Annotated in this window: 11 protein-coding genes; 5 read left to right on the top strand and 6 right to left on the bottom strand. The window is 42.6% G+C overall.

Annotated elements, in window-relative coordinates:
* Positions 1–564 precede the first annotated feature (564 nt).
* A complete protein-coding gene (locus tag CLV51_RS09940; RefSeq protein ID WP_106527888.1) occupies positions 565–828 on the top strand; it encodes a hypothetical protein in 264 nt (87 codons plus the stop codon).
* A 319-nt stretch (positions 829–1,147) separates the two neighbouring features.
* Here CLV51_RS09940 and purL read toward each other — a convergent pair whose 3' ends face one another.
* Positions 1,148–3,373: a phosphoribosylformylglycinamidine synthase subunit PurL gene (gene purL / locus CLV51_RS09935; RefSeq protein WP_106527887.1), complete on the bottom strand. Its 2,226-nt coding sequence runs from the start codon at positions 3,371–3,373 to the stop codon at positions 1,148–1,150.
* A gap of 290 nt (positions 3,374–3,663) precedes the next feature.
* On the opposite strand from purL, the gene CLV51_RS09930 reads away from it, so the two are divergent.
* A complete protein-coding gene (locus tag CLV51_RS09930; RefSeq protein WP_106527886.1) occupies positions 3,664–5,853 on the top strand; it encodes a glutamine synthetase III family protein in 2,190 nt (729 codons plus the stop codon).
* 144 nt (positions 5,854–5,997) lie between these two features.
* Here CLV51_RS09930 and accC read toward each other — a convergent pair whose 3' ends face one another.
* From accC to efp, 3 genes are all read right to left on the bottom strand, one after another.
* Positions 5,998–7,335, bottom strand: coding sequence for an acetyl-CoA carboxylase biotin carboxylase subunit (accC, locus tag CLV51_RS09925; RefSeq protein ID WP_106527885.1), 1,338 nt, complete (start codon positions 7,333–7,335; stop codon positions 5,998–6,000).
* Between the two features lie 122 nt (positions 7,336–7,457).
* Positions 7,458–7,934 (bottom strand): acetyl-CoA carboxylase biotin carboxyl carrier protein, encoded by a 477-nt coding sequence (accB, locus tag CLV51_RS09920; protein WP_106527884.1) that lies wholly within the window; start codon positions 7,932–7,934, stop codon positions 7,458–7,460.
* A 138-nt stretch (positions 7,935–8,072) separates the two neighbouring features.
* Positions 8,073–8,636, bottom strand: coding sequence for an elongation factor P (efp, locus tag CLV51_RS09915; protein ID WP_106527883.1), 564 nt, complete (start codon positions 8,634–8,636; stop codon positions 8,073–8,075).
* 189 nt (positions 8,637–8,825) lie between these two features.
* On the opposite strand from efp, the gene CLV51_RS09910 reads away from it, so the two are divergent.
* From CLV51_RS09910 to CLV51_RS09900, 3 genes are all read left to right on the top strand, one after another.
* Positions 8,826–9,329 carry a peroxiredoxin family protein gene (locus CLV51_RS09910; protein WP_106527882.1) on the top strand — a complete coding sequence of 168 codons (504 nt, stop codon included), beginning with the start codon at positions 8,826–8,828 and terminating at the stop codon, positions 9,327–9,329.
* Positions 9,330–9,428: 99 nt separating this feature from the next.
* Complete coding sequence (gene mdh / locus CLV51_RS09905) at positions 9,429–10,370, top strand: malate dehydrogenase (protein ID WP_106527881.1); 942 nt, start codon at positions 9,429–9,431, stop codon at positions 10,368–10,370.
* Positions 10,371–10,675: 305 nt separating this feature from the next.
* A complete protein-coding gene (locus CLV51_RS09900) occupies positions 10,676–11,137 on the top strand; it encodes a MarR family winged helix-turn-helix transcriptional regulator (RefSeq protein WP_106527880.1) in 462 nt (153 codons plus the stop codon).
* On the opposite strand, the gene CLV51_RS09895 is transcribed toward CLV51_RS09900, so the two are convergent.
* Both CLV51_RS09895 and CLV51_RS09890 read right to left on the bottom strand, forming a co-directional pair.
* A complete protein-coding gene (locus CLV51_RS09895) occupies positions 11,138–12,424 on the bottom strand; it encodes an MFS transporter (RefSeq protein ID WP_245898675.1) in 1,287 nt (428 codons plus the stop codon).
* Positions 12,425–12,448: 24 nt separating this feature from the next.
* Positions 12,449–13,141, bottom strand: coding sequence for a DedA family protein (locus CLV51_RS09890; RefSeq protein ID WP_106527879.1), 693 nt, complete (start codon positions 13,139–13,141; stop codon positions 12,449–12,451).
* Positions 13,142–13,149: the final 8 nt, after the last annotated feature.

The following is a 13,149-nucleotide window of genomic DNA, read 5'->3' as shown; positions in this document are numbered from 1 at the left end:
ATTCCAACATATTAAAAGCCTTCCTGCTATTCAGGAAGGCTTTTTTATTGAAAATGGGAAAAGGTCAGCGGGAGTTGGCAAGATAGGAGGACAATCTCAATATAACAAAATACAAAAGGGCTGATTTTACTCAGCCCTTACTTCAAATCGTTCTTTCACTAGGTGTAATTTTTCATTAGATTTCATCAGGACATGGTAGAGAACAAATGGTTTTCATAGAAATTGGAATAACCAAGTGATTCCAAATATTTTATACGGATGGTTTTATTTTAATTCAGGAATCGTTTGCATCTGATTCTTATCAAAAATATGTTAGATTTTACAAGAAAATATAACACGAAAGTGGTATTTTGTTAATAGGTTGTTAAAGATTCTTACTGCAGCAATAAATCACTGGAAGGCAAAATAGCTCCTCTTTTTCCCTATCCGATCAATATTTTTCCTCTTTGCGTAAATGCAACTATCATAGCTATGGTAACTTTGCGGCGTCTGTAGCCCAAATCAGCGGGAAAACATCCACTGGATTTTACTGACGCAGACCGGGAATATGGTTATACCACTTTCGTGGCCATCCAAACTTACCGGTTCAAAGAAACAGGTCTGTTGATAGGGAAACTAAACAATGATGATAGTATCCTGCTGCGGGCAGAATATTTCGCAGATCATAAAGTATACATCTCCCCGGACCTCTATACGGGAAAAATATTACAGCAATACCCCCATACAGGCCGTTTAACAGGTTTTGCACCTTACCTGCACTTCGCCCTCCTGAGTGGCAAAACAGAGGCTACAATAGTGCTTATTATGGGCATACTGCTATTCCTGTGATTCCTGATATGGTATCGCCGGCAATTTATTATTAAAACACATTGGGCACCAGTCCGGGTGATAAACAAGGTACACCGTATAACCACAACGCCTATGTGAATAATAACTACGAAGTGGGTTTTAACAGGCTTCTTGTTCACATGCAGAAGGAAAGAAAGATGTAAATGGCGTACATACCTATCTGCCTACAACCCGCATCTCTCCTGATAAATAGCTTTTAGCAGTTAGCTATTAGCTTTTAGAATAATAAAAAAGGTTCGCATAGGATTTATGCGAACCTTTTTTATTATTCTAAAAGCTAATAGCTAACTGCTAAAAGCTATTTTTTCAGATGTTCTTCGATAGCAGTATCGTAATTTTTCTTCCAGGTGCTTACATTGCCCCAGTCTTCACCATTTACTTTTATGTGTTCACCGGTAACTACCCCTAACTTCTCGTAACGTACGGAAGTATCGGAAGCGTCTACCAGGCCATGCATCAGTGCTTCAAACTTCTCTTTATCTTCCGGTCTGATGGTGATTACTACACGGCTCTGGCTTTCACCGAACAGGTAAGCATCCTTGCGGAATTTACCATTGAGTTGCAGTTCAAAGCCCAAACCTCTTGGCATAGCGCTTTCCAGCATGGTAACAAACAAACCACCTTCACTTACATCATGTGCTGACTGGATCAGATGTGCTTTGTTCAGTTTAGTGATAGCCTGTTGCAGGTGCAGTTCTTCTTCGAGGTTGAAATGCGGTGCAGGGCTAAATTCTATACCAATGATCTTATGCAGGTATTCGGAGCTGTTGATATCGTTACGGCTGCGTCCTACCAGGTATACCAGGTTGCCGGTTTCTTTGAAATCCAGTGTGATGCGTTGATCCATAGTATCCAGAATACCCACCATACCAATTGTTGGTGTAGGGTAAACAGGACCATCAGGAGACTGGTTATAGAAACTTACATTACCGCCGGTAACAGGTGTATTGAATTTACGGCAGGCTTCACCCATACCTTGTACAGCGTGTACAAACTGGTAGTATACTTCAGGATCGTAAGGATTACCGAAGTTCAGACAGTTAGTGATAGCTACTGGTTCACCACCGGAGCAAACGATATTACGGGCTGCTTCCGCCACTGCAATTTGTCCGCCTTTATGAGGATCAGCATATACATAACGGCTGTTACAGTCGGTAGTCATTGCCAAAGCCTTCTTAGTGCCTTTTACCAGTACGATAGAAGCGTCACTTGGAGCGTTGGTGCTGGCGTTAGCGGTACCTACCATGCTGTCGTACTGGTTGTACACCCAGCGTTTGGAAGCGATGTTAGGTAAAGCAACGATTCTTTCTGCAACAAAATGTGCATGAGTAGTATCCGGAATATTCTGGATATCGAATGCTTTTATTTTAGAGAAGTAAGCAGGTTCAGTGTAAGCGCGGTGATATTGCGGAGCGCCGCCGCCCAGTACCATACTTTCAGCAGGAACGTCTGCTTCCAGTTCACCATTCATGTAGAATTTCAGGTTGGTATCTTTGGTTACTTCACCGATCTGTACGCAATGCAGATCCCATTTCTCAAATATTTCGAGGATTTCTTTTTCCTGGCCTTTCTTTACTACAATCAGCATACGCTCCTGGCTTTCGCTCAGCAGCATTTCCCATGCTTTCATGTTTTCCTGGCGGGTAGGTACTTTATCCAGCCAGATGTTCATGCCATGTTCGCCTTTGGCGCTCATTTCCGCAGTGGAGCAGGTGATACCGGCTGCGCCCATATCCTGCATACCTATGATAGCATTGGTTTTGATGATTTCCAGGCAGGCTTCCAGCAATTTCTTTTCCTGGAACGGATCACCTACCTGTACTGCTGGTAAGTCTTCCGCGCTATCTTCTGTAATATTAGCAGAAGCAAAGGAAGCACCACCAATACCGTCTTTACCGGTAGCAGAACCTACGATGAAAACAGGGTTGCCTTCACCATGGGAGGTAGCAGATACTGTTTGACCAACTTTTACAATACCTACGCTCATGGCATTCACCAGCGGATTGGTACCGTAACAGTCTTCAAAATAAACTTCACCACCTACAGTAGGTACGCCGAAGCAGTTACCGTAGTGGCCTATACCGTGTACAATACCTTTTACCAGGTGTTGTGTTTTTTTATCGTTGATATTACCGAAACGGAGGGAATTCAGTGCCGCGATGGGGCGAGCGCCCATTGTGAAAATATCGCGGTGAATACCACCCACACCTGTTGCAGCACCTTGAAAAGGTTCAATGGCAGACGGGTGATTATGAGATTCTATTTTAAATACAACCGCGTAGCCATCACCAATATCCACCAGACCGGCATTTTCTTCTCCTGCTTTTACCAGCAGGCGATCACCTTCACGGGGCAGGGATTTCAGCCAAACGATAGAGTTTTTGTAAGAGCAGTGCTCACTCCACATTACAGAGTACATACTCAGTTCAGTAAAATTGGGAGTGCGGCCTAAGATAGATTTAATTCGTTCAAACTCGTCAGCGGTAAGTCCTAGCTGTTCAGCAATTTCTACGGTGGTTTGCATGTATTTAAGTTAAAAAAAACGAGTAATTAAAAAGAAGATGCAAACCTACATGATTTTCCGGCAAATGCCAAGAGGTTAACGGTTAAGACCATACGAAGATATTTCACCTTCCTATGTCATATTATTAATTTTTTAATCTGTCAGTTTCAAGACAGTTCAATCCTAAATATTTAATCAAAAAGCAAAAAAAGGTCGTTTTAAAACAGCTAAATGTAATTTTTCGGTTAAAATGAACAATTTATTTGCATTTATAGGAATGGATGCGTTCTTTTGTGTAAAATATTTACAGCATGCAATCGTTACGTTTCAAAGCGCTGGAAGGATTAGCTGGCGTAGACTCTACACTCACCGAACATACCGGTAAAATTACCGATGTATTTGGCAGCAATGTTTTCTCTGGTAAAGTTGTTCGGGAATATCTGAGCGATGAGGCTTATAAAAGCCTGCAGAACTCTGTTAAAAATGGTACCAAGCTGGAACGTAAAATGTCCGAGCAGATTGCTTCCGGCATGAAAGCATGGGCAATGAAGAAAGGTGTGACACACTACACACACTGGTTTCAGCCATTAACCGGCACTACAGCTGAAAAACATGATTCATTTTTCACGTTGAAAGGTGATGGTACTGCCCTGGAAACTTTTGATGGCGACGCCCTGGTACAACAGGAGCCGGATGCCTCCAGCTTCCCTAACGGTGGCCTCAGAGCAACCTTCGAAGCCCGCGGCTACACTGCCTGGGATCCATCTTCTCCTGCATTTATCCTGGAACAGGGTTATGGTAAAACACTCTGCATCCCTACTATATTTGTTGCTTACACCGGCGAATCGCTGGATTACAAGGCTCCATTGCTGAAAGCACTGGCTTCCCTGGATAAAGCAGCTGTAGACGTATGTAACTATTTCGATAAAAATGTTACCAAAGTAACTGCTACCCTGGGTTGGGAACAGGAATACTTCCTGGTAGACGAAGCAATGGCTAACGCCCGTCCTGATCTGATCATGACCGGTCGTACTGTGGTAGGTCATGCACCTTCCAAAGGCCAGCAGCTGGAAGATCATTATTTTGGTGCTATCCCTGAGCGTGCTTATGCTTACATGCGCGATTTCGAAATGGAATCCTATAAACTGGGTATTCCTTTAAGAACCCGTCATAATGAAGTAGCACCTTCTCAGTTTGAGTGTGCTCCTATATTTGAAGAAGTAAACATCGCAGTTGACCACAACTCACTGCTGATGGACGTAATGAATAAAGTGGCTAAACGTCACAAACTGAAAGTGTTACTGCACGAGAAACCTTTTGCAGGCATCAACGGTTCAGGTAAACACAATAACTGGAGCCTCGCTACAGATACCGGTGTAAATCTGCTGGCTCCCGGTAAAACACCGAAGACCAACCTGATGTTCCTCACTTTCTTCGTTAACACCATTAAAGCGGTTCATGATTATGCTGATCTGATGAGAGCTTCTATCGCTTCTCCCAGCAATGATTTCCGTCTTGGTGCCAACGAAGCGCCTCCTGCTATTATCTCTGTATTCACAGGTAAATACCTGTTTGAAGTACTGCAGGAAGTGAAAAACCGCGTAAACAACAAATTTGACGAGCAGGACGAAGCCATCCTGAAACTGGATCTGCACCGTCATATTCCTGAGTTGCTGCTGGATAATACAGACCGTAACCGTACCTCTCCTTTTGCTTTCACCGGCAACAAGTTTGAGTTCCGCGCGGTAGGTTCCTCTGCTAACTGCGCATCTGCAATGACCGTACTCAACACCATCATGGCTAAAACCCTTGCTACCTTCAAAGTAGAAGTGGATGCCCTGATAGAAAAAGGCGAGAAAAAAGAGATTGCGATTATGCAAACTCTTCGGAAATATATTGTAGATTCGGAAAGGGTATTGTTTGAAGGTGATGGTTATAGCGAAGAGTGGGAAATAGAAGCTGCTAAAAGAGGCTTACCCAACATTAAAACCACACCACAGGCACTGGATGCTTTCGTAACAGAGAAATCAACCAAACTCTTTACTGAAACCGGTATCTACAATGAAAAAGAACTGCACGCACGTCATGAAATACTGCTGGAAGACTACGTGAAGAAAGTGCAGATCGAAGCCCGCGTTATCGGCGACCTCGCTACCAATAATATTCTGCCATGTGCCATCAGTTATATCAATGACCTGGTAGGTAACATCCGCGGCCTGAAAGAAATTGGTTTAGGAGACGATGCCGTTAAAGCTCAAAAACAAATTGCTGCTAAAATAGCTGAACATATTAATGCCATTAGTGAAAACGTACAGGCTATGATTGAGGCGCGTAAGGTAGCTAACAAGCTTACTGACAGCCGTCAGAAAGCTATTGATTACTGTGAAAAGATTAAGCCGTACTTTGATGTAATCCGCTACCACTCCGATAAACTGGAGTTCCTTGTGGACGACAAAAAATGGGCACTGCCTAAATACAGAGAACTGCTTTTCTTGCGATAAAACCGTAAGATTGTTTTGGTGTATGATTAGCCCCGGATTTTCATCCGGGGCTTTATTTTTTAAAAAATATTCCCTGCAAATACGCATAAAAAAGTCCTCCTGATAATATCAGGAGGACTTTTCAATATAATATATCCGTTACCGTTATACCAGCTTAAACGTTTCTGTAAACTTGGTAGTAAAGTTGCCTTTACGGAAGTTTTCATCACGCATCAGTTGCTGATGGAAAGGGATAGTTGTTTTTACACCTTCGATCACAAATTCGCTCAGTGCGCGCTCCATCGTATTGATCGCTTCTTCACGTGTTTGTGCCATGGTAATAATTTTCGCTACCATGGAATCATAGTAAGGAGGAATTACATAACCGGCGTAGATGTGTGAGTCTACACGCACACCATGACCACCAGGGATATGTAATACCGTGATTTTACCGGGAGACGGACGGAAGTCGTTATAAGGATCTTCCGCATTAATACGGCACTCGATGGCGTGCATCTGTGGCATATAATTTTTTCCGGAGATAGGGATACCTGCAGCAATCTTGATTTGTTCTTTTACGAGATCAAAATTGATTACTTCTTCTGTTACACCGTGTTCCACCTGGATACGGGTGTTCATTTCCATGAAGTAGAAGTTACGGTGTTTATCAACCAGGAACTCAATGGTACCAACACTTTCGTAGTTGATAGCGCTGGCTGCTTTAATAGCTGCCTCGCCCATTTTTTCACGCAGCTCAGGAGTCATGAAAGGAGAAGGAGATTCTTCTACCAGCTTCTGGTGACGACGCTGAATAGAACAGTCTCTTTCACTGAGGTGACATACTTTACCGTATTGATCACCCGCTACCTGGATTTCAATATGACGGGGTTCTTCCACGAATTTCTCCATGTAGATACCATCATTGCTGAAGGAAGCGCGGGCTTCATTTTTAGCCATGTTGTAGGCGGTCTCAATTTCACTCTCATCCCATACCACACGCATACCTTTACCACCACCACCGGCAGTAGCTTTGATGATTACCGGAAGTCCCATGCTTTTAGCAATGGTTTTCGCTTCTTCCACGCTTTGCAGCAAGCCTTCGGAGCCTGGAATTACCGGTACGCCGGCAGCAATCATGGTTTCTTTAGCAGTCATTTTATCACCCATTCTGCGGATCATGTCCGGAGTGGGGCCGATAAACTTAATGCCATGTTCACCGCAGATCTCTGCAAAACGTGCATTTTCAGCCAGGAAACCGTATCCTGGATGGATAGCGTCTGCATTGGTAATCTCAGCAGCCGCCATCAGGTGAGGGATGTTCAGATAAGACTCAGCACTTTGTGGTTTGCCTATACATACTGCTTCATCCGCAAACTTCACGTGCAGGCTGTCTTTATCTGCAGTAGAATAAACTGCTACCGTCTTGATACCCATTTCCTTACAGGTACGGATAATCCGAAGGGCAATTTCACCACGGTTGGCAATCAATATTTTTTTGAACATTGTTTTCCTTATAAGTTAATAATAGCCATTAGCTTTAAGCAGTTAGCTTTTAGCAGATAGCCTTCAGCCTACCCATTCAGGAAAAAGCTAAAGGCTAACAGCTAAATGCTAACAGCTATTTATTACGGTTCAACTAAAAATAAAGGTTGATCATACTCTACTGGAGATGCATCATCTACAAGCACTTTCACGATCTTTCCGCTTACTTCACTTTCTATTTCGTTGAATAACTTCATTGCTTCAATAATGCATACTACCTTACCGGAAGTAACTTCATCGCCTACGTTTACGAAGGCGGCTTTATCCGGACCAGCGCTGCGGTAAAAAGTACCAATCATTGGAGACTTGATTGTTACCAGGTTATCTGCTTTAGAAGCAGCTGGAGCAGCGGCTGTTGCTGCGGTGGCCGGAGCTGCTGCAGGAGCTACAGCGGCTACTGCCTGTACGGGTGCCATGGTTGCAGGAACAGTGATTACTTGTTGTACTTCGTTGTCTTTCTGCTTTATTGTAATCTTAAACTTGTCCTGTTCAATGCTCAGTTCACTGATATTTGACTTGTTGATCATTTTTACCAGTTCCTGAATCTGTTTAAAGTCCATGTAGACAGTTTTTGGTTTAGAAATTTGATGAAAATTTAGGGATTTAATGATCTTCCGGTGCTGATATTTTGTTGTCCGTGTAAAAACATTTCGGAGACAAAATCTCTGCATCAAAAATCAAAAAATCCCTAAATGAAATTATTTTACTCTTTCAATGTATTCGCCGCTCTTGGTGTTTACTCTGATCTTCTCCCCTTCTTCCACAAACAAAGGTACCATTACAGTAGCTCCTGTTTCAACGGTAGCAGGTTTCAGGGTGCGGGTAGCAGTATCCCCTTTTACGCCTGGCTCGGAGTAAGTAACGAGCATAACAATTTTGTCCGGTAATTCTACTGCCATGTACTGGTCAGATTCAGTGTTGATCTGAACACTCACTTCCTGGCCTTCTTTCAGAAATTGCGGCGCATCGATGGTGTTTTCCGCCATCGCTATCTGCTCAAACGTTTCATTGTCCATGAAGTTATAGCCGGTGTCATCTTTGTATAAGAACTGAAATGCCTTCTTTTCAATACGAATCGGGAAGATATTATCTCCTGAGTTCCAGGTATGCTCTATAGAACGGCTATTGTCAACGCCCTTCAACTTCGCCCAAACCTTTGCGGCTGCACGGGCGGTTTTGTTCTGACCAAACTCTACAACAGAATACAAGCTGTTATCCAGCTTGATTATTAATCCTGTTCTGATATCTGCGGTGGTAGCCATAAATAGGTTACTATTTTTTAAGTTAAAAATTATACGGATTGCAAAAGTAAAAATTTTCGCATATGAACAAGCAACTAATTCTCAAAATTAGATAGATTAGTCCCTTTTCGGCCCAATTTTCGTCTTTTTTATTCAATAAATGACATTTATGGGGTAAATTTAACCTCAAATCAAGAAACTTTTACAAGTATGCGCTACGTGTTTTTCGTTATTTTAAGCTGGCTGCCCACATTATTGATGGCCCAAACGTCTGCAAATTCGAATGCTAAAGCCCCCTATTTGCAATACCCGATTATTCCCGCTTTCCCGCTGGTACTGGTGGATGGACACGGTATTACCAAAAATGATCTTAAAAGAAACGAGAAAACAATGGTGTTTGTATTCAGTGTGGATTGCGACCATTGTAAACACCTGACGGAAGAGGTCTTAAAAAATATTGACAAATTTAAAAAAACACAGATCCTGATGATCACCCCCTTCAAAGTAGAACAAATGAAGGAATATTATGATCAATATAAGATCCAGAACTATCCAAACGTGATTATGGCCAGCGAACCTACCCGGCAGATCATGTACTTTTATGACCTGCATTTCTTCCCTGGTTTATATATATATGATAAGAAACAACAGTTTGTAAAAGGTTTTGAAGGAGCAGCCAAGCTGGATTCTTTGCTGTTTTATCTGAATAAATAATGCCTTGTTAAAAAGTGTCTGTGCGACGGATGAATGTAATGCCGAATCATTACATTTGTTTAATCACAATCATTCTTCACTTTTAAAGCTATAGACAAAATGAAAGTTACAGTAGTAGGTGCCGGAAATGTGGGCGCAACATGTGCCAACGTACTGGCCCATAGAGATTTTCTGCAGGAGGTGGTTTTATTGGATATTAAAGAAGGAACAGCTGAAGGAAAGGCGCTGGACACCTGGCAACAGGCTCCCATTGATTATTACAGTACTAAAGTGACGGGAGTTACCAACGATTACACCAAAACCGCTAACAGCGATGTAGTGGTAATCACATCCGGCCTTCCGCGCAAACCGGGCATGAGCCGTGATGACCTGATTTCAACGAATGCCAACATCGTTAAATCTGTTACTGAAAATATTACGAAACACTCGCCGGATGCAATCATTATCATTGTAAGCAATCCGCTGGATGTAATGACATATTGCAGTTATCTGACCGCTAAAAAAGACAGCAGCAAAGTATTTGGTATGGCCGGTATCCTGGATACTGCCCGCTACCGCGCTTTCCTGGCAGATGAAATAGGTTGCTCTCCCAAAGATATTCAGGCCATCCTCATGGGCGGCCACGGTGATACGATGGTACCACTGCCACGTTACACTACTGTAGGTGGTATTCCGGTAACAGAACTGGTAGCTGCTGATAAACTCGAAGCTATTATCCAACGCACCAAAGTAGGTGGTGGTGAAATCGTGAACCTGCTGGGCACTTCTGCCTGGTACGCTCCCGGTGCAGCAGCCGCTCAAATGGTGGAAGCCATCGTAAAAGATGAAAAACGTATTTTCCCTGTATGCGCCTGGCTCACCGGCGAATATGGTTTGAAAGATATTTACCTCGGCGTTCCGGTAGTACTGGGCAAAAAAGGTATCGAAAAAATCATTGAACTGAAATTGAACGCAGCCGAAAAAGAACTGCTGGATACTTCTGCCAAACATGTAAAGGAAGTAATGGATGTACTGGACAAAATGCAGTCTGCTACAGCATAAATTGTCTTATTCAGGATTCGCCTGATTATGATGATTACCCGATTTTCTTTTCAATGGAAGATGAATAGATTAGCGAAGATAAAAGTGACTAAAATGCTCGCTTATATCTTCGCTAATCTTTTTTAATTATAAAAATAATCGGGGTAATCATCATAATCAGGCGAATCCTGAGCAAGACAATTTTCCCGATGTTAATTAGTGTTGAAAAAGATTAGTAATTTTGCTGCTGCATATCGTATATGCTAAAACGGTATAAATGAAAGACTTCCAAACCGTTTGAGAAAATTTAGTTTAACTCTGAACACATGTCTAACCTGGAAAAACTAATTACACAGAAAGCGTTTGAAAATGACAATCAGCGCGGATTAGTGAGTCTGATTTTTGTAGGAAACTGGATCACCTCGCGCCACCAGCAATTTTTTAAACAGTATGACATCACCATGCAGCAGTACAATATTCTGCGTATCCTGCGTGGACAACACCCCAAAGCAGCCAGTATTAATGTGCTGAAAGAAAGAATGCTGGACAAAATGAGTGATGTATCCCGCCTGGTAGAACGACTCCGTAAAGCAGACCTGGTAGAACGCAAAAGCTGCGAAATGGACAGACGTGCAGTAGATGTACGCATTACGGCCAAAGGGCTCGACCTCCTGAAAGTGATTGATGGAGAAATCAATCGCCTGGACGATACCTTCAAATCATTAAACGAAAAAGAAATCTCACAGCTGAATAAGCTGCTGGACAAAATGCTGGAAAACTATCATTAATTATATCTCTTCCAGGTAATTCAGATCTTTACCAAATGTTTCTTCTATTTTCCAGGCAGTGACGAGTGCAATACCAATACAGATCACTGCAACAATAGCCCCGCTTTGTAAGAAGCTAAAGTATTGCTGTACCTTGATAAACAAGATGGATATCAATGGCAGCATGCCTCTCGCAAAATTGGGTACCGTGGTAGCCACCGTAGCACGAAGATTTGTGCCAAAGCTTTCAGCTGCAATGGTTACAAAAATTGCCCAGAACCCAACACTGAAGCCCAACACAAAACATACGGTATAAAACACCCACGTTTCAGCACCATGCAGATTTAGATACACTGTTACCATAATGCCCGTTAACACCAGGAATACCAACATCACCTTTCTGCGGCTTTTCCATAACTGACTGATTAAACCGGTTGAGAAATCTCCCAACACCAGGCCAGCGTAACAAAAAGCCACTGCATCTCCCGGACTAATGGTGCCCTTCACATTCATGACTACTGCGAATTTATTTGAAAAGGCAATGAGAATACCCACTACAAACCAGGTGGGCGTGCCCAATAACATACATTTCAGGTATTTAAGAAACCGTTGTTTATTGGTAAACAGCGCCATGAAACTACCCCGGGAAGCCGATGAAGCTCTTACCGCATTAAATAAATGCGACTCCATAACGCTTACACGCAGTATCAGCAAAGCCAGTCCCAATCCACCTCCTATAAAATAACAAACGCGCCAGTCTCCCACTGTTTTTGCAATCAGGTTAGCAGCTATTGCGCCGGAAACGCCTACAGTAGCAACTATCATGGTACCATATCCCCGTTTTTCTTTCGGTAATATTTCAGATACAAGTGTAATACCTGCTCCCAGTTCCCCTGCCAGACCAAATCCGGCAATAAACCGCCATAACGCGTATCCATTTACACTATGCACAAAACCATTGGCGATATTAGCGATAGAATAAATGAGGATGGAACCAAACAATACACTTAAGCGTCCTTTTTTATCTCCTATAATACCCCAGAAGATACCACCAATCAGTAGTCCCACCATTTGTATGTTGATGAGCAACATACCGGCGCCGGCATCGATTTCACTTTGCGGCAACCCGAGTGATTTTAAGCTGGGGACCCTTACAATGGTAAACAGCAAGAGATCATAAATATCTACGAAATAGCCCAGCGATGCTACTATCACCGCTATATTGAAAATAGAAACGGAACGATTGTCGGTTTTCATGTTGGTTTGGTTGATATAGATAATAACGGGGATAAAGATAAAAAGGGCCATAGCGGCCCTTTTTATACACAAAATTTATAAAGTAGAATCAGATTTTTCTTTCACTTCCGGATGTCCGTGATCGTGATCATGGTGGTGTTTCACTTTTCCAAATACCAGTTTAAGTATTACCGGTAAAGTGGTTACCAATACCAACACCAGGATGATCAGCTCCAGGTGGTTTTTCAGATTAGGAAAAAACTTATCCAGGTAATGACCTGCCAGCATCATAGAAAATACCCATGCAAAGGAACCAATGATATTGTACATCATGAATTTCCTGGTTTCCATTTGCACGATCCCTGCCACAATAGGTGCAAAAGTGCGGACGATAGGAAGGAAACGGGCAAAGAAAATAGCACCGCCACCATACTTCACAAAAAATTCGTGTGCCTGGTGCAGATGTTTTTGCTTGAAGAAGAAAGTATCTTTCTTTTTAAACATAATCGGACCTGATTTTTTGCCAAACCAGAATCCTACCATATTTCCCAGCACCCCTGCAATAGCAATGAGTACGATGATAGCAACAAAAGGCAAACCAAAGAAGCTATGGCAAAGGGCTGCGCTGTAAATACCTGCTACAAAGAGCAGGGAATCTCCAGGTAGGAAGAAGCCAATAAAAAGGCCTGTCTCTGCGAAAATAATCGCCAGCAACAGGTATAGGCCACCATGTTCAATAATCCACAAGGGATTAATGAGGTGTTTAAATAACTCAATAATCTGGTCCATGCTAAATA

The organism is Chitinophaga niastensis (assembly GCF_003014755.1).
In the GTDB taxonomy this organism is placed as follows: domain Bacteria; phylum Bacteroidota; class Bacteroidia; order Chitinophagales; family Chitinophagaceae; genus Chitinophaga; species Chitinophaga niastensis.
The sequence above is the reverse complement of the archived record's forward strand: the minus strand, read 5'-3'. Positions and strand labels throughout refer to the sequence as shown.

What these genes read in the sequence shown, in the direction of transcription:
- CLV51_RS09900 (WP_106527880.1), top strand. Translation starts at nt 10,676, where the DNA reads ATGTCTAACCTGGAAAAACTAATTACACAGAAAGCGTTTGAAAATGAC.
- accC (WP_106527885.1), bottom strand. Translation starts at nt 7,335, where the DNA reads ATGTTCAAAAAAATATTGATTGCCAACCGTGGTGAAATTGCCCTTCGG.
- CLV51_RS09930 (WP_106527886.1), top strand. Translation starts at nt 3,664, where the DNA reads ATGCAATCGTTACGTTTCAAAGCGCTGGAAGGATTAGCTGGCGTAGAC.
- CLV51_RS09895 (WP_245898675.1), bottom strand. Translation starts at nt 12,424, where the DNA reads ATGGCCCTTTTTATCTTTATCCCCGTTATTATCTATATCAACCAAACC.
- CLV51_RS09890 (WP_106527879.1), bottom strand. Translation starts at nt 13,141, where the DNA reads ATGGACCAGATTATTGAGTTATTTAAACACCTCATTAATCCCTTGTGG.
- efp (WP_106527883.1), bottom strand. Translation starts at nt 8,636, where the DNA reads ATGGCTACCACCGCAGATATCAGAACAGGATTAATAATCAAGCTGGAT.
- CLV51_RS09910 (WP_106527882.1), top strand. Translation starts at nt 8,826, where the DNA reads ATGCGCTACGTGTTTTTCGTTATTTTAAGCTGGCTGCCCACATTATTG.
- purL (WP_106527887.1), bottom strand. Translation starts at nt 3,373, where the DNA reads ATGCAAACCACCGTAGAAATTGCTGAACAGCTAGGACTTACCGCTGAC.
- mdh (WP_106527881.1), top strand. Translation starts at nt 9,429, where the DNA reads ATGAAAGTTACAGTAGTAGGTGCCGGAAATGTGGGCGCAACATGTGCC.
- accB (WP_106527884.1), bottom strand. Translation starts at nt 7,934, where the DNA reads ATGGACTTTAAACAGATTCAGGAACTGGTAAAAATGATCAACAAGTCA.